At 74.2% G+C, this 20100-nt stretch carries 23 protein-coding genes; 8 read left to right on the top strand and 15 right to left on the bottom strand.

Translation table 11 applies throughout. The annotated features are described in order from the left end of the window. Positions 1-9 precede the first annotated feature (9 nt). Entirely contained in the window at positions 10-1359 is a 1350-nt protein-coding gene (locus tag OG989_RS08825) for an FAD-binding oxidoreductase (protein WP_327030232.1), read from the bottom strand. Between the two features lie 90 nt (positions 1360-1449). Between OG989_RS08825 and OG989_RS08820 the strand changes: the two genes are divergently transcribed. Further along, positions 1450-3546 (top strand): S9 family peptidase, encoded by a 2097-nt coding sequence (locus tag OG989_RS08820; RefSeq protein WP_151452607.1) that lies wholly within the window; start codon positions 1450-1452, stop codon positions 3544-3546. A gap of 49 nt (positions 3547-3595) precedes the next feature. Here OG989_RS08820 and OG989_RS08815 read toward each other — a convergent pair whose 3' ends face one another. The 3 genes from OG989_RS08815 to OG989_RS08805 are packed head-to-tail and all read right to left on the bottom strand — an operon-like array spanning position 3596 to position 5590. Continuing rightward, positions 3596-4537, bottom strand: coding sequence for a threonine ammonia-lyase (locus OG989_RS08815; protein ID WP_327030231.1), 942 nt, complete (start codon positions 4535-4537; stop codon positions 3596-3598). Positions 4538-4566: 29 nt separating this feature from the next. After that, entirely contained in the window at positions 4567-5004 is a 438-nt protein-coding gene (locus tag OG989_RS08810) for a VOC family protein (RefSeq protein WP_151452605.1), read from the bottom strand. 1 nt (position 5005) lies between these two features. After that, positions 5006-5590 (bottom strand): DinB family protein, encoded by a 585-nt coding sequence (locus OG989_RS08805; protein WP_151452604.1) that lies wholly within the window; start codon positions 5588-5590, stop codon positions 5006-5008. 61 nt (positions 5591-5651) lie between these two features. On the opposite strand from OG989_RS08805, the gene OG989_RS08800 reads away from it, so the two are divergent. Together OG989_RS08800 and OG989_RS08795 are read left to right on the top strand one after the other, a co-directional pair. Further along, positions 5652-6611, top strand: a complete 960-nt coding sequence (locus OG989_RS08800) for a helix-turn-helix transcriptional regulator (RefSeq protein ID WP_327030230.1) — start codon at positions 5652-5654, stop codon at positions 6609-6611. Positions 6612-6673: 62 nt separating this feature from the next. Continuing rightward, positions 6674-6862, top strand: coding sequence for a hypothetical protein (locus OG989_RS08795; RefSeq protein ID WP_151452603.1), 189 nt, complete (start codon positions 6674-6676; stop codon positions 6860-6862). 29 nt (positions 6863-6891) lie between these two features. Here OG989_RS08795 and OG989_RS08790 read toward each other — a convergent pair whose 3' ends face one another. From OG989_RS08790 to OG989_RS08745, 10 genes are all read right to left on the bottom strand, one after another. Continuing rightward, positions 6892-8421 carry an FtsX-like permease family protein gene (locus OG989_RS08790; RefSeq protein ID WP_327030229.1) on the bottom strand — a complete coding sequence of 510 codons (1530 nt, stop codon included), beginning with the start codon at positions 8419-8421 and terminating at the stop codon, positions 6892-6894. Continuing rightward, entirely contained in the window at positions 8418-9119 is a 702-nt protein-coding gene (locus OG989_RS08785) for an ABC transporter ATP-binding protein (protein ID WP_151452601.1), read from the bottom strand. Before OG989_RS08785 ends, OG989_RS08790 begins: the two co-directional genes overlap by 4 nt. After that, entirely contained in the window at positions 9116-9652 is a 537-nt protein-coding gene (locus OG989_RS08780; RefSeq protein WP_327030228.1) for a PadR family transcriptional regulator, read from the bottom strand. The genes OG989_RS08785 and OG989_RS08780 overlap by 4 nt, the downstream gene beginning before the upstream one ends. Before the next feature lie 85 nt (positions 9653-9737). After that, positions 9738-10313, bottom strand: coding sequence for a TIGR03086 family metal-binding protein (locus tag OG989_RS08775; protein ID WP_327030227.1), 576 nt, complete (start codon positions 10311-10313; stop codon positions 9738-9740). 52 nt (positions 10314-10365) lie between these two features. Continuing rightward, a complete protein-coding gene (locus OG989_RS08770) occupies positions 10366-11904 on the bottom strand; it encodes a SpoIIE family protein phosphatase (RefSeq protein WP_151452598.1) in 1539 nt (512 codons plus the stop codon). Between the two features lies 1 nt (position 11905). Continuing rightward, positions 11906-13273, bottom strand: coding sequence for an ATP-binding protein (locus OG989_RS08765; protein ID WP_151452597.1), 1368 nt, complete (start codon positions 13271-13273; stop codon positions 11906-11908). Then, positions 13264-14292, bottom strand: coding sequence for a SpoIIE family protein phosphatase (locus OG989_RS08760; protein ID WP_442791915.1), 1029 nt, complete (start codon positions 14290-14292; stop codon positions 13264-13266). Before OG989_RS08760 ends, OG989_RS08765 begins: the two co-directional genes overlap by 10 nt. Next, complete coding sequence (locus OG989_RS08755; protein ID WP_151452596.1) at positions 14280-14699, bottom strand: ATP-binding protein; 420 nt, start codon at positions 14697-14699, stop codon at positions 14280-14282. The genes OG989_RS08760 and OG989_RS08755 overlap by 13 nt, the downstream gene beginning before the upstream one ends. Further along, positions 14696-15109 (bottom strand): STAS domain-containing protein, encoded by a 414-nt coding sequence (locus tag OG989_RS08750; protein WP_101413704.1) that lies wholly within the window; start codon positions 15107-15109, stop codon positions 14696-14698. Before OG989_RS08750 ends, OG989_RS08755 begins: the two co-directional genes overlap by 4 nt. After that, positions 15109-15966 carry an STAS domain-containing protein gene (locus tag OG989_RS08745; protein WP_327030225.1) on the bottom strand — a complete coding sequence of 286 codons (858 nt, stop codon included), beginning with the start codon at positions 15964-15966 and terminating at the stop codon, positions 15109-15111. The genes OG989_RS08750 and OG989_RS08745 overlap by 1 nt, the downstream gene beginning before the upstream one ends. A gap of 162 nt (positions 15967-16128) precedes the next feature. On the opposite strand from OG989_RS08745, the gene OG989_RS08740 reads away from it, so the two are divergent. Next, complete coding sequence (locus tag OG989_RS08740; RefSeq protein WP_091624489.1) at positions 16129-16485, top strand: STAS domain-containing protein; 357 nt, start codon at positions 16129-16131, stop codon at positions 16483-16485. A 10-nt stretch (positions 16486-16495) separates the two neighbouring features. On the opposite strand, the gene OG989_RS08735 is transcribed toward OG989_RS08740, so the two are convergent. After that, entirely contained in the window at positions 16496-17833 is a 1338-nt protein-coding gene (locus OG989_RS08735; RefSeq protein WP_327030224.1) for an MFS transporter, read from the bottom strand. 50 nt (positions 17834-17883) lie between these two features. Between OG989_RS08735 and OG989_RS08730 the strand changes: the two genes are divergently transcribed. The 4 genes from OG989_RS08730 to OG989_RS08715 all read left to right on the top strand — a co-directional run bounded on the left by OG989_RS08730 (position 17884) and on the right by OG989_RS08715 (position 19878). After that, complete coding sequence (locus OG989_RS08730) at positions 17884-18567, top strand: FadR/GntR family transcriptional regulator (RefSeq protein ID WP_327030223.1); 684 nt, start codon at positions 17884-17886, stop codon at positions 18565-18567. Between the two features lie 39 nt (positions 18568-18606). Continuing rightward, positions 18607-19080: a large conductance mechanosensitive channel protein MscL gene (gene mscL / locus OG989_RS08725; RefSeq protein ID WP_151452592.1), complete on the top strand. Its 474-nt coding sequence runs from the start codon at positions 18607-18609 to the stop codon at positions 19078-19080. Positions 19081-19161: 81 nt separating this feature from the next. Then, entirely contained in the window at positions 19162-19398 is a 237-nt protein-coding gene (locus OG989_RS08720) for a hypothetical protein (RefSeq protein ID WP_151452591.1), read from the top strand. Positions 19399-19503: 105 nt separating this feature from the next. Then, on the top strand, positions 19504-19878 hold the full coding sequence (locus OG989_RS08715) for a hypothetical protein (RefSeq protein ID WP_132232266.1): 375 nt from the start codon (positions 19504-19506) through the stop codon (positions 19876-19878). Positions 19879-20100: the final 222 nt, after the last annotated feature.

Below are 20100 nucleotides of genomic sequence, written 5' to 3'. Positions count from 1 at the left end.
CCGGAGTGGTCAGAGGCCGCCCGGGAGGCGGCCCGGGGCGAGGCGGCGGTGGGGATCGAGGTGCTCCTTGGCCGCGCGCAGTCGGGCCAGCCCGGCCAGCTCGCCCCACAGGTCGACGGCCCGCCGGACGGCCGCCGGCGCGGAGACCACCACGCACCGGCCCTGCCGGGCGAGGAGCACGCCCCGGACGGCGGCCAGGATCGACGCCACCCGGTCGGGGGACATGGCAGCGGGCAGGGCCGCGTGCACCACGCCGAGGCCGGCGGAGCCGCGCACCGGGACGGGGCCGCCGGCGGCGTCCCGCAGCGCGTAGACGGCGGCGTGCAGGTCGGCGATCGGCACCTCGATGCGCAGCGCCGTGTCGCCCGGGCCGAACGGATAGCGCCGCCACCACTCGGGCGCGGCGTGGCTGGCGCCCGCGCCCGGGCCGAGGAGCGCGACGAGCCGGTCTGCGCGCTCGGCGACATCGGCCGGGCCGCCCTCCAGCAACACCACCAGCCGACCGGCGCCGGCCGGGCCGCCGCCGGCGCGCCCCGCCATGGACGGGTGCGCGGCCATCGCGGCGGCCCGGCTGCCCTGGCGCGGCCGGGGTCCCGCGCCGGCCGGCAGGTCCAGCTCGACCGCCGCCGGGTCGAGGCGCGCGGCGAGCACGGTGCGGACCAGGTCGTGCACCTCCAGCGGGGTCCACACCGGTCGGCTGACCCAGATCCGGCCGGCCGGGACGGCCTGCACCCGCAGGGTCGCGGAGACCAGCACGCCGAGCGCCCCCTGCGAGCCGCAGAGCAGCCGGGCCAGCTCCAGCCCGGCCACGCCGCCCCCGGCGTCGACGAGCTCGCCGTCACCGTCGAGGTAGCGCACCCGGACGAGCTGGTCGCAGGGGCTGCCGTGGCGGTGCCGCAGCGGTCCCGCCTCGCCGGCGGCGAGCACGCCGCCGAGGGTGGCCCCGGGCGAGGGGGCGTCGAGCGCCAGGCGCTGCCCGGTGCGGTCCAGAGTGGCCTGCACCGCGCGCAGCGGGGTGCCCGCCCCGACCTCGGTCGTGGGCGCGCCGACCGGCTCGTGCCCGATCCCGGCGAGCCGGCCGGTGTCGAGCATGATGTCCACCCGGTCGGGGGCGGCACCCCAGTCGATCTTCGTGCCGGCGCCGCGCGGCACCACCGTCAGGTCGTGCCGGGCGGCGAGCCGCAGCACCTCCGCCGCCGCGCGCGTGCCGCCCGGGACGGCCACCCAGCGGGCCGGGCAGCCGGCCACCTCGTCGGCGGGGCCGGCGAAGCGGGCGAACGGCGGGCCGCAGATCTCCGTCAACCGCCGCGTGATGTCGAGGGCTCCGGGCCGGTCGGTGGAACTCGCTGCAGCCGCCATGCCGGCCATCGTACACATGTTCGAAAGATGGGGCGGCGGGTCGCCGACGAGGCCGCGCGGCGGGCGGCGGGCGGCCGGTAACGTGGCGCCGTGACCACCGAGACCCCCGTGCCCACGGCGAAGCGGGTGCCCAGCGAGCGCACCCACCACGGCGACACCGTCGTCGACGAGTACGCCTGGCTCACCGGCAAGGACGACCCGGAGACGATCGCCTACCTGACCGCCGAGAACGCGTACACCGAGGCCCGGACGGCGCACCTCGAAGGGCTGCGCGCCGACCTGTTCGAGGAGATCCGCCGGCGCACCCAGGAGACCGACCTGTCGGTGCCCGGCCGCAAGGGCGGCTACTGGTACTACACCAGGACGGTCGAGGGCCAGCAGTACGGCGTGCAGTGCCGCCGGGCGGTCCGGGACGGCGAGACCGAGCCGCCGGTCAGCGCGGACGGCGCGCCGCTCGACGGCGAGGAGGTGCTGCTCGACGGCAACCTGCTCGCCGAGGGGCACGACTTCTTCGCGCTCGGCGCGTTCGACGTCAGCCCGGACGGGCGGTGGCTGGCCTACTCCACGGACTTCTCCGGCGACGAGCGGTTCACGCTGCGGGTCAAGGACCTGTCCACCGGCGAGCTGCTGCCCGACGAGGTGCCCGACACGTTCTACGGCACCGCCTGGTCCACCGACGCCTCCGTGCTGTTCTACGTGACGGTGGACGAGACGTGGCGCCCCAACCGGGTCTGGCGGCACACCCTGGGCACGGCGTCCACCGAGGACGTGGTGGTCTACCAGGAGGACGACGAGCGGTTCTGGGTCGGCGTGGAGCTGAGCCGCTCGGAGCGGTTCGTCCTCATCGACGTGCACAGCAAGATCACCAGCGAGGTGCTGGTGATCCCGGCCGGCAACCCGACCGGCGCGCCGGCCTCCGTGGCGCCCCGGCGGCAGGGCGTCGAATACACCGTCGAGCACCACGGGCACCGCTTCCTGATCCTGCACAACGACGGCGCGGAGGACTTCGCGCTGGCGTACACGTCGGCGGACGCGCCCGGCGACTGGGTGCCGCTCATCGAGCACTCGCCCGGCACCCGACTGGAGGCGGTCGACGCCTTCGCCGACCACCTGGTCGTCTCGCTGCGCACCAACGGGCTGACCGGGCTGCGGGTGCTGCCCGTCGGCGGCGGCGACGCCTTCGACATCGACTTCCCGGAGCCGCTCTACAGCGTCGGCCTGCACGACAACCCGGAATACCGCACCGGGCAGATCCGGCTCCGCTACGCCTCGCTGGTCACCCCCGACTCGGTCTACGACTACGACCTGGTCACCCGGCAGATGGTGCTGCGCCGGCAGAAGCCGGTGAAGCCCGGGCCGGACGGGCGGGCGTACGACCCGGCCGACTACGAGCAGCACCGCGACTGGGCGCTCGCCGACGACGGGACCCGGGTGCCGGTCTCGCTGGTCTGCCGGGCCGGCACGCCGAAGGACGGCTCCGCCCCCTGCGTGATCTACGGCTACGGCTCGTACGAGGCGAGCATGGACCCGTGGTTCTCCGTCGCCCGGCTCTCCCTGCTGGACCGGGGCGTCATCTTCGCCGTCGCGCACACCCGGGGCGGCGGCGAGCTGGGCCGCAGCTGGTACGACCAGGGCAAGCTGCTGGCCAAGAAGAACACGTTCACCGACTTCGTGGCCTGCGCCCGGCACCTGGTCAAGGCGGGCTGGACGACCAGCGACCGGCTCGTGGCCCGGGGCGCCTCGGCCGGCGGGCTGCTGATGGGGGCGGTCGCCAACATCGCCCCGGACGCGTTCGCCGGGATCGTCGCGCAGGTGCCCTTCGTGGACGCGCTCACCTCGATCCTCGACCCGTCGCTGCCGCTGACCGTCACCGAGTGGGAGGAGTGGGGCAACCCGCTGGCCGACCCGGAGGTCTACGCCTACATGAAGTCCTACACGCCGTACGAGAACGTGCGGGCGGTGGACTATCCGGCGATCCTCGCGGTGACCAGCCTCAACGACACCCGGGTGCTCTACCACGAGCCGGCGAAGTGGATCGCCCGGCTGCGGGCGGTCGCCCCGCAGGGCGACTACCTGCTGAAGACCGAGATGGGCGCCGGCCACGGCGGTCCCAGCGGCCGTTACGACTCCTGGCGCGAGGAGGCGTTCGTCAACGCCTGGATCCTCGACCGCCTCGCCCGCGCCTGAACGGGGTCGGGGAGGGCCAGCACCGACGAGGGCCCTCCCCGACGCCCGCTCAGCGCAGGACGCCCGCCAGCACCGCCGGGTCGACGTTGCCGCCGGTGACCACGGCGACCGTACGGCCGGGCGGCAGCTCGGCGGCGCGGAACAGCCGGGCGGCCACCGCCACCGCGCCGCTCGGCTCCACCACCAGGCGGGCGTCGGAGACCAGCCGGCCCATCGCGGCGCGGATCTCCTCCTCGGTCACCGTGACGATGCGGTCGAGCCGTGCCCGCAGGTGGGCGAGGGTCAGCTCGGACGGCGGCAGGCGCAGCCCGTCGGCCATCGTCCGGTAGGTGCGCTCCTCGCCCCACGCCACCACCGACCCGGCCGCCAGCGACTCCCGCGCGTCGGCGGCGAGTTCCGGCTCGACGCCGATCACCGTCGCCGCCGGGCGCAGGGCGGTGACCGCGGTCGCGACGCCGGAGGAGAGCCCGCCGCCGCCCACGGGCACCAGCACCACGTCGACGTCGGGCAGGTCCTCGACGATCTCCAGCCCGACCGTGCCCTGCCCGGCGATGACACGCCGGTCGTCGAAGGGCGGCACCAGCACCGCACCCGTCGTCGCGGCGATCCGCTCCGCCTCCGGCCCGCGTTGCGGCGGCGGCACCAGCAGCACCTCGACGCCCAGCGCCCGGATCCGGTCCACCTTCGCGGCCGGGGCGCCCTCGGGCACCACGATCCGGCACGGCACGCCGGCCGCGCGGGCCGCGTACGCCAGGGCCAGGCCGTGGTTGCCGGAGGAGTGGGTGACCACCCCGCGCGCCCGCTCCTCGGGCGTCAGCCGGGCGACCGCGTGGGTCGCGCCGCGCAGCTTGAACGACCCCACCGGTTGCAGGCTCTCCGGCTTGAGCCACAGCTCCGGGTCCCATCCGGTGCGCAGCAGCGGGGTACGCGACACGATGCCCACGATGTCGGCGGCGGCGTTTCGGACGTCGTCGATCGAGACCAGCTCCATCGGCCCATCCTGCCCGATCGCGCGGCCGATCAGTCGAGGCAGAACTCGTTGCCCTCGGGATCGGCCATCACGATGTGGCCGGCGCCGAGCGGGGGTTCGGGCTCGTGGCGCCGGAGCCGGGTGGCGCCGCGGGACACGAGCCGCTCGGCCTCGGCCTCCAGGGCCGCCATCCGCGCGTCACCCTCCAGCCCGGGGGCGGCCCGCACGTCGAGGTGTACGCGGTTCTTGGCCTGCTTGCCCTCCGGTACCCGTTGGAAGAACAGCCGCGGCCGGGCGCCCTCAGGGTCGACCAACCCCGAGGCGTCGTTGCGGTTCTCGGGCGGCACGCCCATCGCCTCCAGTGCCTGCTCCCACGTCTCGAAGCCGCCGGGCGGGGCCTGCAACTGGTAGCCGAGGACATCGGCCCAGAACGTTGCCAACCCGGCCGGGTCGGCGCAGTCGAAAGTGATCTGGACGTCGCGCGCCATCTCAGCTCGCCTCCTGTCGGGTCTGCCCATGAGTGTGCAGGTGGAGGTCGCGCAGCAGGCACACTTCGGACAGATGGTGGATCATCTCGCGGTTGATGTGCAGCACCAGCTCCGCCAGGGAACGCTCGGCGTACGGGCCCTCGGCCTCCCCGCAGCGCCGGGCGAGGCCGCTCTCGCCGAGGGACTCGACCCCGGTCTGCCACGCGGCGTACTCGGTGTCGAGCTGGTCGAGCGCCTCGGTCGCGGTCGGGGCGTACTCGAACGACTGGTAGTCGGTGGGCGGGCGGCCGAAGTGCGTGGCGTTGCGTACGGCGAGCACGCCGACGATCACGTGCCCGAGTCGCCAGGCGATCGTCGTGAACGGTGCCGGGTCGGGTGTCGGCATCGCGAAGTCGATGGTCATCGCGCCGGCCCCCGCCTGCACCGGCGCGGCGCTGGTGCCGCGCGGGCGCACGTTCCAGCAGCCGGGTGCCGGCTCCCAGAAGTACTCGTCGTCGGTGAGCCCGTCGAGGCGGTCGCGCAACTGGTTGGCCCAGTGCCAGGCGAGCTGGTCACGGAGCAGGGGGTTCCAGGTCTGGTCGGTCATGGCCCCAGCCTCCCGTGGATAGCGGACAGGATCGTTCCGTTATCCGTGCAACGATGAGCCGGTGACCGTGGAAGCGACGACCGAGCGGGTGCTGCGCCTGCTGGCGCTGTTGCAGCGACGGCCGTCCTGGACCGCCACCGAGCTGGCCGCCGAGCTGGGGGTCACCGACCGCTGCGTACGCCGCGACGTGGAGCGGCTGCGCGCGATCGGCTACCCCGTGCACGCGACGGCGGGCGTCGGCGGCGGCTACCAGCTCGGCGCGGGCACCCGGCTGCCGCCGCTGCTCCTCGACGACGAGGAGGCGATCGCGACGGCGGTCTCCCTGCGGCTGGCCTCGGGAGGCACGGTCACCGGGTCGGGCGAGGCGGCCCTGCGGGCCCTCACGAAGCTCGACCAGGTGATGCCGGCCCGGCTGCGCGCCGAGGTGCGGGCCGTGCACGGCGCCACCGAGACCCTCGTCGGCCCGGCGGTCGAGATCGACGCGGAGCTGCTGGTGACGCTCGCGCGGGCCTGCCGCGACGCCGTGCGGGTCCGGTTCCGGTACGCCGGCCGCGACGGCGGGGAGCACGAGCGCACGGTCGAGCCGGTGCGGATGGTCACGACCGGCCGCCGCTGGTACCTCATGGCCTGGGACGTCGACCGCGCCGACTGGCGCACCTTCCGGCTGGACCGGATGCGCGAGGTGGCGGCGACGACCTGGCGCTTCCACGCGAGGGAGCATCCGGATCCGGTCGCCTACGTGCAGCGGTCCGTGACCGGGGCGCCGTACCGCTATCTCGCCCGGGTGCGGTTGCGCGCCCACCCCGACCAGGTGCGGAAGCTGGTGCCGCCCCAGGTGGGGCGCGTCGAGGACGATCGCGACGGGTGGTGCGTGCTCGCCATCGGCGGGGACGACCTGGACTGGCTGGCCATGCACGCGGCCCGGCTGGGCTTCGAGGCGGAGGTGCTGGAGCCTCCGGAGCTGCGGGAGTCCGTCGTCGTGCTCGCCCGCCGCCTCGCGGCGATGGCCGGCACCGGCTGACCCGCCCGCCGCCGCACGGCGATGGCCAGGACCGCCGGCCCCGCAGCACCTAGACTGCCCGGGTGACCGGGGCCGGCGAGGTGGACGACGACGAGCCGGCCGAGGGCGTACCGGCGTCGGGGTGGCGGGCGGCGGCGCGCGACCGGCGCGTCTGGGCGATCCTCGCGGTGGTCGCGTTCCTGCTGGTGTGCTGCTGTTCCGCCGCCGCCGGGACACTGCTCGCGCTCTCCGCCGGCCTGTTCGCCGCCTGACGCGGCACCGGGGCCGTCCCGCGCCCGGCTCAGGTCACCCGCAGTTCCTCGACGGCCGTGCTCGCGCGCAGGAAGAGCAGGCCGACGCCGACCGTCGCCAGCACCCCCGCCAGGGCGCCGGCCCCGAGCAGGGCCAGCTGTTCCAGCGGTACGTCGGGCGGCACGGTCACGTCCGGCATCGCCACGACCCGGGTGTGGCGCGCCCGGGTGGCGGGGTCGGCGCAGAGCTGCGCGGTGGCGTCGCAGACCTCGTTGTAGTGCTCTGCGGTCGGCGTGCGGAACAGCCCCCGGGCCAGCAGCAGGCCCACGGCCAGCGCGACGGCCACCGCCGGCACGGCGGGGGCCAGCGACTGCCAGGCGATGGACCGGCCGAGCGTGGGCCGGGGCACCCCGGTCGCCACCAGGGCCGCGTACGCGCGCCGCCGGGCGGTGATCCCCTCCACCATCGCGACGACCAGCCCACCGGCGGCGACCAGCATGGCCACCGCCACCGCCAGGTCCACCAGGTCCATGGTCCGCAGGTAGAAGCCGTCGTCGCCGGCCAGTCCGCCACCGGTCCGGCGGCTCAGCTCGCCCGCCGCGACGAAGTACTCCCGCAGCCCGGCCGCGCCCGCGCCGAGGAGCACCGCGGCCAGCAGGGCGGCGAAGGTGCGGCTGCCCGCCCACGGGTCGGCCGTCAACCGGCGGGCGGCGAGCAGCGCGGCCGGCCCTCGGGCGTAGCGGTGCAGCATCCGCCCGACCGTCCAGGAGATCCAGCCGGTGCCGACGACCACCCCGATCATCGCGGCCAGCCCGCCGCTGACCAGCAGCGCCGGCACCAGCCAGGACGGCGGGTCGGTGTCGCGCCGGTCGTAGAGGCGGGTGACCGGTTCGACGGCGACGAAGGCGGCCAGCCCGGCGCCGATGAGGACGCCCGCCCAGGGTCGGGGGCCGCGTTCCCGGCGGTGCGTACGCAGCACGCCGAACGGGGTCGTGCTCACCCGGCGCAGCATCAGCGCGGTGGCCAGTGCCGCCACGACCGGCAGCCCCGCCAGCACCGCCACCAGCACGCCGGGGGTGGGCAGCACGTCGGTGGGGAGGACGAGCCGGCCCCGGGCGTCGGGCCGGTCGAGCAGCTCCCGGCCGACGAAGTGGACCGACGCGCCGGCCAGCGTGCCGAGCAGGCTCGCCAGGCCGGCCTCCAGCACGGCGATCCGGGTCACCTGGCCGGGGGTGGCGCCGGCCAGCCGGAACGCGGCCAGTCGGCGGTCCCGCGCCGGGGCGCCGAGCCGGGCGCACTGCCCGGCCAACGCCAGCACGGGAATCATGAGCAGCAGCAGGGCGAAGGCCGTGCCGCCGCGCAGCCCCGGCTCGACGAGCAGCTGGTTGGCGTACTGGTGGGACCAACGGCTGCCGTTGCCGTTGCCGTCGGTGGCGGGCGGGGTGGGGATGGCCAGCACGGTGAACGCGGCGAGGGCGACGAGGGTGGCCAGGGCGGCGCTGAGCGCGGTCAGCGCCACCCGGGCGGTGTCGGTGCGGGTGCCGGCCAGGGCGAGGCGTACCAGCGTCGACGGTCTCACCGGCGGCTGCCCGGCAGCGGGGTGTCGAGGCCGAGCCCGGTGTGGTCGACCATGCCGTCGCGGAGGATGACCTCGCGGTCGGCGTACGCGGCGATCTGCGGCTCGTGGGTGACCAGGACGACCGACGTCCGCTGCTCGCGGGCGAGCCGGACCAGTTGGATGAGCACCTGCTCGCCGGTGAGCGTGTCCAGCGCGCCGGTCGGCTCGTCGGCGAAGAGCACCCGGGGCTCGGTGACCAGCGCCCGTGCCATCGCGCAGCGCTGCTGCTGCCCGCCGGACATCTCGCCCGGCCGGACGTCGGCCAGGTCGGCCACGCCGAGCCGGTCCATCCAGGACAGCGCCGCCGTCCGCGCCTCCCGCCGCCGGGTGCCGGCGAGGAGCAGCGGAAGGGCGACGTTCTCGGCGGCGGTCAGTTCGGCGACGAGCTGGCCGAACTGGAAGAGCACCCCGAACTCCGTGCGCCGCAGCCTGGATCGTGCCGCCTCGGACCAGGTGTCGATCCGGTGCCCATTCCAGCTCACCTCGCCGGCGTCCGGACGCAGGATGCCGGCGAGGCAGTGCAGGAGGGTGGACTTGCCGCAGCCGCTCGGGCCGGTGACGGCGACGATCTCCCCCTCGGCGACGTCGACGGTGACGCCGCGCAGCGCGGGTGTCCGCCCGTAGGCCTTGACCACGCCGCGAGCCTGAAGTTGCGTCACGAGTGCACCTCCCGGTGCCAGTCGGCGACGCGGCCCAGGGTGGTCTGCAACCACCGCAGGTCGGCGTCGAGATGGGCGATGGCGAAGTCGGCCGCGACGATGTCGTCGAGGCTGGCCGAGGGCGCCGTCTTCACCGCGGTCAGCTCGCGCAGCCGCTCGGTGTGGGCCTGCCGCTGGGCGACGAGGTAGGTCCGGGCCCGCTCCGCGTCGGCCACCAGCAGCGCCACGACCACCTTGGCGAAGAGCGTGCTGGTGACGTACGGCATCGGTGGCTCGACCTCGGCGAGCCACCGCTGGAGCGCGGCCCGGCCGTCGGCGGTCAGCGAGTACGCGGTGCGGTCGGGACCGCCTTCGCGTTCCTGCCCGGCGGGTGCCACCAGGCCGTCCCGCTGCAACCGGCCGAGGGTCGAGTAGACCTGCCCGAAGGCCAGCGGCTTGGCGCGGGGCAGGCGCTCGTCGTGGGCGCGCTTCAGCTCGTAGCCGTGCCGGTTGCCGGCGGCCAGCAGGCCCAGCAACACGTGCGGTGTGGACACCGCGTCACTATTCACCCGGTGAATAGTGACTGTCAAGGAGGCCCGCGCGGCGGGGGTGCCGCGCGGGCCTGGTGGCGCTTCGAGGTCAGGCGCCCGCCGACCAGCCCGGGTCCCGGCCGGTCAGGGCGAGCAGACGGTCGATCTCCGGGGCGTCCGACGACGACGTCCCCACCAACTCCCCGAAGACGCCCTGCTTCCGGGCCATCGGGCCCATCTGCTCGGTCAGGGCGTACAGCGGGGGCAGCGCCTCCGGCGCGGGGCGGAACGGCTGCCCGGTGGCGACGGCCAGGTCCCAGGCGTGCACCGTCAGGTCGAGCAGCACCATGGTGCCGACCGTCTCCTGCGGCAGCCCCATCCCGGGCGAGACGCCCTCCAGCGCGGCCGGGTCCGACCACGCCTCGACCAGTTTCGCGGTCTCCGCCTCGAACCGGTCCCGCCAGCCCTCGGCCAGGTGGTCGGGCTTCTCCGCCCACTCCGGTTGCCCCCTGCCGGCGAGGGCCTGGAAGTTGACCACCACGTCGTAGAGGTGGTTGAGCAGGTCGCGCACGGCGTAGTCGCTGCACGGGGTCGGCAGGTCCAGTTGGTCGTCCGAGACGCCCCGGACCACCGCGACGGCACGGGGTGCCGCGGCTGCGAGCAGATCACCAGTCTTCGTGGCCATCAGCTCAGGGTACGAGGGTGGCCCCGACGTCGCCGCCCCGCGCGAGGCCGGCTCAGTTGCGGCGGAGGGCCACCACGGCGACGTCGTCGTGGATCTCCGACGGAGCCAGCTCGACCAGGAGCCGTTCGCAGAACCGGTCCAGGTCGTCGTCGACCCGGGTGGCGGCCACGGCCAGGGCGGCCAGCCCGTCGTCGATGGTGTTGTCCCGCCGCTCGATCAGTCCGTCGGTGTAGAACACCAGCGTCGCCCCGGCCGGCAGCACGAACTCCAGGTCGGGCGGCCGGGGGGCGCGGACCCCGAGCAGCGGGGCCGAGTGCTGCACGAACTCCACCTTGCCGTCGAGGCTGAGCGCCGGCGGCAGGTGCCCGGCGCTGGCCAGCCGCACCCGGCCGCTGGGCGGGTGCAGCAGCAGCACGCAGATCGTGGCCAGCTCGTTGGGGAGCAGGGTGCGCATGAGTTCGTTGACCCGGTGCAGGATCTCGCCCGGCTGGTGCCCCTCCACCGCGTACGCCCGCACCGCGTGCCGCAGCTCGGCCATCACCGTCGCGGCGTGCAGCGAGTGCCCGGCCACGTCGCCGATCGCCAGCAGCAGGTGACCGTCGAGCATCACCAGCTCGTAGAAGTCGCCCCCCACCTCGGTCTGCGCGCTCGCCGGCTCGTAGCGCACGGCCAGGTCGAGCCCGTTGACCTGCGGTATCCGGCGGGGCAGCAGGCTGCGCTGGAGGGTGACCGCGATGCGGTGCTCCTCGTCGAAGGAGCGCTGCGCCTCCACGGCCGCCGCCACGGCCTGGGCGAGCTGCCGCAGCACGGGGGTGTGGGCGGTCTGCGTGGCGGTGGGCACGACGACGTAGAGCGGCGCCCGGTCCTCGCGCAGCCGGGTGGCGGCCACCGTGACCGTGTCGTCCGCCGGCCAGTCGACCAGGCCCCAGGCGGCCGGATCGTCCACCCGGACCGTCGTCCCGGTCGGCACCCCGGTGTCGTCGACGACCCACGGGACGATCGTGGCCGTGCCGTCGGGGCCGTCCGCGGTCCCGGCGAGACAGTCGCCGTCGAACGTCTCGGCGATCACGGCGGCCGGGCTCCTGAAGATCTGCGCGGCCCCGGCCGCCGCCGCCTCCAGCAGCCGCGCGAAGTTCGGCGCGGAGTGCACCGCCACGGTGGTGTCGGCCAGGCCGAGGAGCCGTTCGGCGAGCAGTTCCGCGCGCTGTCGGGCCCGGTAGTAACGCAGCACCGCGTGGGAGGTGGCGACCAGTTCCTCCGGCTCGATCGGCTCCGCCAGGTACGCGTCCGCGCCCCGGGTGAGCCCCTGCGCCCGGTCCACCACATCCACCGCGTGCGCGGACACGTGGATCACCGGCATCGCCGGATGCGCCGCCTTGATCCGCTCGCAGACCTCGAAGCCGTTCAGGTCCGGCAGCCGCACGTCGAGCACCACGAGGTCGATCGGGTCCACCCCGACCCGGGCCAGCGCCTCGGCGCCGTTCTCGGCCTCCAGCACCGCGAAGCCCGCCCGGGAGAGCCAGCTCACCAGGAGGTAGCGCTTGGTGGGGCTGTCGTCGACCACCAGGACCGTCGCCGGGCCGCCCTCCACGTCACGCTCCTCCCACGGGCAGGGTGACGGTGAACGTGCTGCCCCGGCCCGGCTCGCTGGACACCACGAGGCTGCCGCCGAGCAGGGTCACCAGCCGTCGGGCGTACGGCAGGCCGAGGCCCGTGCCGCCGACCCGGGTCGCGCCGGGCACCTGGTAGAACTCCTCGAAGATCCGCTCGTGCAGCTCCGGGGGGATGCCCGCGCCGGTGTCGGAGACGATGAGCGACCAGCGCTCGTCCCGCCGCTCCGCCCGCAGCCGGACCTCCCCGCGCTCGGTGAACTTGAGCCCGTTGTGCAGCAGGTTGCGCAGGACCTGGGCGAGCAGCACCTCGTCCGTACGCAGCGTCGCCGGAACGGGCGGCTCCTCCACCACCAGCTCCACGTCGGGCCGGGTGGCCAGGGCCCGTAGCGTGCCGCGCAACTGGCCGAAGACCGGCCGCAGGTCGACCTCGGTCCAGTCGGGCTCGATCCGGCCCGACTCGGCCTTGGCCAGGTCGAGCAGCTCGTTGACGAGCGTGAGGAGGTCGCCCGCCGAGGAACGGATCAGCCCGACCTGGCGGGCCTGCTCGGCCGTGAGCGGGTCGGAGGCGGAGTCGCCGAGCAGCCGGCCCAGGCCCATGATCGCGGTGACCGGCGCCCGCAGCTCGTGGCTGACGTTCGCCAGGAAGCGGCTCTTCGACTCGCTGGCCGCGCGCAGCTGGGCGGACTTCTCGTCGAGCTCGGCGTAGAGGGCCACCACCCCGCGGTTGGTCTCCTCCAGCTCCTCGGTGAGCTGGTTGTAGAGCGCCATCACCCCGCGGTTGGTCTCCTCCAGTTCCTCGTTCAGGACGGCCAGCTCGTCGCGCTGGCTGCGTACCTCGTCGAGGGCGGCGATCAGTTGGGCGTTCTGGGCGGTCAGCTCGTCCAGGGCGCTGCCCGGGGCGTTCCGGTCGAGCTCGGAGCGCAGCTCGGCGAGACGCTCGGGGGTCAGCACCTCTGCGGTGACCGGGACACGTCGGGACATCCTCACGACCGTAACCCCCTCCCCGGTCACCACGCCCAACTTGTCCACCAACCGCGCCACCGCGCCGGACTGCGGCTCGTACCGCCCGCCGGGCAGCGGGCGCACCGGGACGAGGTCCACCCGCAGGTGACGCCTGCCGTCGACGGCGTCGTCGACGAGGACGAATGCCACCTCCGCCCCGCCGACCGAGTGCAGCAGGTCCCGGGCGACCTCGCTGAGCGCCGTGGCGATGCGTACCTGGTCCTGGTGCTCCAGGCCCACCACGGCGGCGACCTCACGGCCCCGCTGCCGGACGACGAAGATGTCGTGTTCGACCCGCAGCGCCATCGTCAGCAGCGGCGCCCCGGTGGGTCCGGTCACGACCATGCCCGGACGGCCAGGACGCAGGCGTCGTCGCGGCGCGTGCCGGCGTCACGCAGCACCGTCGCGGCCACCACCAGGGGCGACCGGTCGGCGAGACCGGGATAGTCGGCGAACTGCCAGCGGTCGACCACCCCGTCACTGTGCATGACCAGCAGGGCGTCGGCCTCGAAGGGGTAGTCGTACTGCCGGACCGAGGGGCGCTGGTGCCCGGCGATGCCGGGCAGCGAGACCAGACCCCGCCGCTTGCCGTCGGCGCCGATCACGGCGGCGGAGATGTTGCCCAGCCCCGAGTAGCGCAGCACCCCGGCCGACGGGTTTGGCTCGGCCACGGCCAGCGCCGCGCCCCGGGTGTGCGACATCGAGCGGTGCAGGTGGGCGACGACCGCCGACGGCGCCCCCACCGGCGCCTTGCGGAACGCGTCGAGCGCGGCGTCGGTGGCGGCGGAGGCGAGCGGCCCGTGTCCCAGGCCGTCGCAGACCAGCACCTGGCGCCGGCCCTCGACGATCCGCCACGCGTACCCGTCGCCACTGACCGACTCCCCGGCCAGCGGCCGGCTGAGCGCGCCGACCCAGGGCCGCTCGTGCCCGCCGTCGGGCTTCGGCCAGACCTGTACGGCGAGGACCGTGCCGCGCTCCGGCCGGGAGTAGCCGTCGAACCAGCTGGCCTGTCGGACGATCGCGCCGAGGCCGATGCCGAGGGTCCCGACGGTGGAGTGCCCGTCCTGCGAGGAGGCGGTGAGGTCGGCCATTCCCGGCCCGGTGTCGAGGGCGACCAGCTCCACGCCGGCCTCCCCGTCGCGCCGGACCGGCCGCAGCAGCAGGACACCGTCGTCGGCGTGCTTGACCAGGTTGCTGGTCAGCTCGGCGGCGACGATGGACAGGTCGGCGATCCGGGCGTCGCCCAGGGCGAGCTGGGCGCCGAGCCGCTCGGCGGCCCGACGCGCCGTGCTGGCCGCGCTGCCGTTCTCGACCCGGTACCAGACTCCACGGTCGGGGACCGCGTCGTCGTTCATCGGGACCATTTGGTGACCGTGATCCGGGTTCCCTCACCCGGGGCGGTCTGGATGTCGAACTCGTCGACCAGCCGGCGTGCGCCGCTGAGCCCGAGGCCGAGCCCGCCGCCGGTGGTGTAGCCGTCGGTCAGCGCCAGGTCGAGGTCGGCGATGCCCGGGCCGGAGTCGGCGAAGACGATCCGCACGCCCCGCCGCCGGCCGTTGTCCACCGTGGCCACCTCGACCGAGCCGCCGCCGCCGTACACCAGGGTGTTGCGGGCCAGTTCGCTCGCCGCGGTGACGACCTTGGTCTGGTCGACCAGCGAGAGCTTGACCGCCACCGACACCGTACGCACCAACTGCCGGACGCGTACCACGTCCTCGTCGCTGCGGATCGCCTGCGCCTGCGGCTGGCCCAGGTCGACTCCGGCGGTCATGACAACGCCGTCGTCTCGGCGTCCGGTTCGTCGTCGAACGCGAGCTCGTGCTCGTCGGCGTGGGCCGCCGCGATCAGCTCCATGCCCCGCTCGACGTTGAGCGCCGTCCGGATGCCGTTGAGCGACAGGCCCAGCTCGACCAGGGTGATGGCGACGGCGGGACGCATCCCGACCACGACCGTCTCCGCGTCGAGCACCTTGGAGATCGACGCGATGGTCGACAGCATCCGCCCGACGAAGGAGTCGACGATGTCCAGGGCGGTGATGTCGATGATCACGCCGTGGCAGCCGGTGGCGACGATCCGCTCCGCGAGGTCCTCCTGGAGCTGGACGGCCGTCTGGTCGGACATGTCGACCTGGATGGAGACCAGCAGGATGTCGCCGATCTTGAGGATCGGCACCCGCTCCATCAGGCCTCCCGGCGCTGGCGGCGGCCGGTCTCGACCCCGGTGAGCCGGAGCACGTGCCGCAGCGCGTCGGCGAGGCTGGCCTTGGTGGCGATGTCGCCGAACTCGATGCCCAGGGCCACGATGGTCTGCGCGATCTGCGGCCGGATGCCGGAGATGATGCAGTCGGCGCCCATCAGCCGGGCGGCCACCACGGTCTTGAGGATGTGCTGGGCGACCTGGGTGTCCACCGCCGGCACGCCGGTGATGTCGATGATCGCGTAGGGCGAGCCGGTGTCGACCAGGGTCTGGAGCAGCCGCTCCATCACCACCTGGGCCCGGGCCGAGTCGAGGGTGCCGACCAGCGGCACGGCGACCACGCCCTCCCAGAGCTTCACCACCGGGGTGGACAGCTCCAGCAGCTGCTCCGCCTGGTCGGCGATGAGGCTCTCGCGGGTGCGCACGAAGCTCTCGAAGGTGAACAGGCCCATCTGGTCGATCAGGCCGGAGAAGGCGACGTAGTCGCGGAGCGTGTCGGCGCCGCCCTCGGCCTCCAGCAGCTCCAGCAGCACCTCCTTGAGCGAGAACACGCTGACCGCGGTCTCGGAGGCGGAGAAGCCCTGCCGGGCGCGTCCCCGGGACAGCTCGGAGAGCACGGCGCGCAGCTCGGTGGCCTGCTCGGAGTCGAGGTCGACAGCCCCCTGCCCACTGGCAGTGATCATGCTGGAGTGCAGCTCCTGCATCTGCCGGCGCAGTTCGCCCTGACTGAGTCGCCCGCGCAGTGACCCCGCGGCGATCTCCGTCCAGCGCTGTATGATCCGCTCGGCGTGACCGGTCAGCAGACCGGCCAGCCGGCCGCTTTCCTCGGCGCTCAACGCCATGGTGGACCCCCTTCGACCTCGACGGCGGACTCTATCACCGGAGGTCGGAGCGCTACTTGTCGCAGGGCAAACGAATGAGGACGGCCACCGGATACCGCCTCCCGTTCTGCGTACCACCCCGATCGTGGGATACCGTTTCCCCGATAACAGGAGGTCTGGCGAATGTCCTTGACGGTGCACACGGAACAGCGCGGCGACGTGGTCGTCGTATCGGTCGCGGGCGAGCTGGACATGGCGACCGCACCGCAGCTTCAGGACCAGATCACCGACCTGCTCGACAAGGGCCGCAGCCGGCTCGTCTTCGACCTGGCGAACGTCTCGTTCTGCGACTCCACGGGGCTGTCGGTGTTCGTCCGGGCCAAGAACAGCTGCGACGAGGCCGGCGGCGTGGTGCGACTGGCCGCCCCGCAGCGCGGCGTGCTGCGCATCCTCGAGGTGAGCGGGCTCGTCGAGGTGCTGCACACCTACCCGACGGTCGACCAGGCCGTGGCCGGCGATCCCACGCCGGCCACCTCCTGACGGTTCCTCCTCACGCCTCGTCCTCGATGTGTCGGGGACGGGCGATCACCATGCCCGCGCCGGTCTGCACGGCGAGTGCCGCCAGCAGGAACCCGAGCGGGACGGTCCAGCCGCCGGTCGTCCCGTAGAGGATGCCCACCAGCAGTGGCCCCAGCGCGGCGATGAGGTAGCCGACGCTCTGGCTGAACGCGGAGAGCGCCACCGTCCCCTCGGTGGTCCGGGCCCGCAGCCCGATGGTGGCCAGGATCATCGGGAAGGCGCTCTGCCCGATCGCGAGCAGCACCACCCAGAGCAGCGCCCCGTCGTGCGGCGCGACGGCCATCCCGACGTAGGCGAGGGCCATCGCGGCGGAGAGCGCCAGCACCAGCGGGTGCAGGGTGCGCAGCCGCCCGGCCAGGGTCGGCATCAGCAGGGCGATCGGCACGCCCAGCGCCGTCACCCCGGCGAGCAGCAGGCCGGCGTCCTGCGGCCGGTAGCCGGCGTCGCGGAAGAGCTGGGCCAGCCAACCCATGATCGCGTAGGCGCCCAGCGACTGCGTCCCGAAGTAGACCGCCATCGCCCAGCCGAGCCGGGTCCGCCCCGGCCGGATCCGGCGGGGACGGGGCGCCACCGCCGCCGGGGTCGCCGCCCGTCGGGCCGCACGCGCCCGCAGCGCCAGCGGCACCCACGGGAGTACGGCCACCAGGGCCAGCCCGGCCCACACGGCGAGCCCGGCCCGCCAGGTGCCGAAGAGGTGCGCCACCGGCACCGCCGCCGCGGCGGCCACCGTCGCACCCACCGTCAACGTCATCGAGTACGCCCCGGTGACCAGTCCGATGCGGTGCGGGAAGTACTGCTTGACCAGCAGCGGGAGCAGGACGTTCGCCACCGCGATCCCGGCCAGCGCGAGGGCGCTGCCGGCGATGAAGACCAGTGCGGAGTCCGTGCCGACCCGGACGAGCTGCCCAGCGGCGAGGATCAGCATCGCCACCACCAGCACCCGGGCCGGGGAGTTCCGGCGGACCAGCCGGGGGGTGAGGGACCCGAAGACGGCGAAGGCCACCGCGGGCAGGGTGGTCACGACCCCGGCCAGCGCCCCGGAGAGGGCCAGGCCGCCGCGTACCTCGTCGAGCAGGGCGCCGAGGCTGGTGATCGCGGCCCGCAGGTTGAGCGCCACGAGCAGCATGCCGACGAGCACGAGCAGTCCACCGGCGACCGGTCCGGCCGGCTTGGGGGTGGCGCCGACGGGACCGGCGGCAGGAGCCGTCGCATCCGTCGGTGCGGGCACGTCGTCCGGCCCGGCGATCGCCTCCCGCACGGAACGCGGTGAGGTTCCGGCGTCGACGGCAGCGGTGGTTGGCGGGGTCATGTGTCCGAACCTACAATCATGGGATGAATTTCAGGCAGGTGTTGTAACCAGTGCCACCGTCGGTTGATTCCGCCGCCGCGCCGCCCAGGGGCCACCGGGTGCGGCAGACCATCGCCCAGCTCAGGGAGCGGATCCTCGGCGGCGAGTGGCCGGTCGGCGGGCGGATCCCCACCGAGCCGCAGCTGGTCGCGGCGCTCGGCGTGGGCCGCAACACGGTCCGCGAGGCGGTGCGGGCGCTGGTGCACGCCGGGGTGCTGGAGTGCCGGCAGGGCTCCGGGACGTACGTGGTGTCGACCGACGAGCTGGCCCCGGTGGTGGCCCGCCGACTCACCGCCGACCGGATGGCCGAGGTGGTCGAGGTGCGCCGCGCCTTCGAGGTGGAGGCCGCCCGGCTCGCCGCGTTGAGGCGTACGGCCGAGGACCTGGCGGCCCTGGACGGCGCGCTCGCCGCCCGCGAGGCGGCCTGGCGCGACGGCCGGTTCGACGAGTTCGTGGCGGCCGACGCGGCGCTGCACACCGCCGTGGTCGCGGCGGCGCACAACGGCATGCTCGCCGAGCTGTACGCCTCGGTCGGGGCCGCGCTGCACAGCACGATCGCCCAGTCGATGGGCGGCGCGCTGGAGCCGGAACGCTACGTCGACCACTCCCGGCTGGTCGAGGCGATCCGGGCCGGCGACCCGGGCCGCGCGGCGATCGAGGCCGGCGCTTTTCTGGAGCCCTCGCCCGGGGCATAGGTTGTGCCGGACGGAAGACCGGACACCTCGGGAGTACGGATGCTCAAGGGCTTCAAAGACTTCATCATGCGCGGCAACGTCGTCGACCTGGCGGTCGGTGTCGTCATCGGCGCCGCGTTCACGGGCGTGGTCACCCAGCTCACCAAGTCGTTCCTGGAACCGCTGATCCGGGTCTTCGTGCTGCTCATCACGGGCAGCGACAAGGGCCTGGCCGGCACTGCCCCGATGTTCCGCGGCATCGCCTTCGACTGGATCGCGTTCGTGAACGCGCTGATCACGTTCCTGCTCACCGCGGGGGCGCTCTACTTCCTGGTCGTCTACCCGATGAACAAGCTGGCCGAGCGGCGCAAGCGGGGCGAGGAGCCGCCGCCGAAGGCGCCGAGCGAGGAGGTCCGGCTGCTCACCGAGATCCGTGACGCCCTGGTCGCCGCCGGCCACACCACCCCCGGGCAGCGGCGCGGCGCGCTCGACGACGTGCTCGGCCGCCGGGAGGAACCGCCCACCGGGCGCTGAACCCGGCGCACGCACATCGGCCCCTGCGGGAATCCCGCAGGGGCCACACATTTTCGTACGCCTGTTCGATAGAGTCCCGCCATGGAGCAGCGGAAGCACTGGTGGAACGGGAAATGGGGCCGGCTGGCCCGGCGCGACGTCTTCCTCCGGGTGGACGCGGACCGGTGGCACGTCGAGCAGCGCGCCGGCGGCTCCGAGGGCGTCTCCCGGTTCTACGAGTACGGCACCGCCGAGGAGGCCGAGGAGACGGTCCGGGCGCTGCTCCAGGGCACCGACACGTGGCGCGAACTCTCCCCCCGCCCTCCAACGTCCTGGTGAGGGACCCCGCCCGAGATCTTGGACAGTTGGCGTTCGGCCCGAGCGACAACTGTCCAAGATCTCGACGGTGGTTTAGCCGAAGCGGGGGCCGGGAACCGCCCCGGGATGGAGCAGCAGGGCACCGAGCGGCAGGCGACAGTTTCCCGGGTCACCACGGGCATGCGGGTGATCGACGTCGACGGCACCGAGTTCGGCACCGTCGACCTGGTCCAGCGGGGTGATCCCAACGCGGTGACAGTGCAGGCGCCGACCGCCGACCCGGGCAGCAGCCTGGACGAGCTGATCGAGTCGACGGCCGTCGAGGAGCCGGACGTGCCGGCCGACCTGGCGGCCCGGCTGCTGCACAGCGGCTACCTGAAGGTCTCCACCGACCTGGTCCGCACCGGCGCGGTCTACGTGCTCGCCGAGCAGATCGCCGCCGTCACCGACGACCAGGTACGCCTCGACGTCCCGGCCCGCGACCTGCCGCCCGAGGAGTGAGCGACGCACCGCCGCAGCGTGCCCGCCCGAACACACTGCCGGGGCGCGCCCGTCCAGCGCGGCACAGCGTCAGCACCGGACACATCCGCCGCACGCTGTCGAGCTGATGTCGTAGACGATTCAAACTCCCGCGCTGCCGGCCCGAAGCGGGCTGCCGGACGTGCGGGTGCCGAACGACAGGTTCCGAAACGCCGGATTCCGGTCGCCGAGCCACGTGCCGAT

The sequence above is a fragment of the Micromonospora sp. NBC_01740 genome (assembly GCF_035920365.1).
GTDB classification, from domain to species: domain Bacteria; phylum Actinomycetota; class Actinomycetes; order Mycobacteriales; family Micromonosporaceae; genus Micromonospora; species Micromonospora reichwaldensis.
This window is presented reverse-complemented; position numbering and strand designations above follow the sequence as displayed.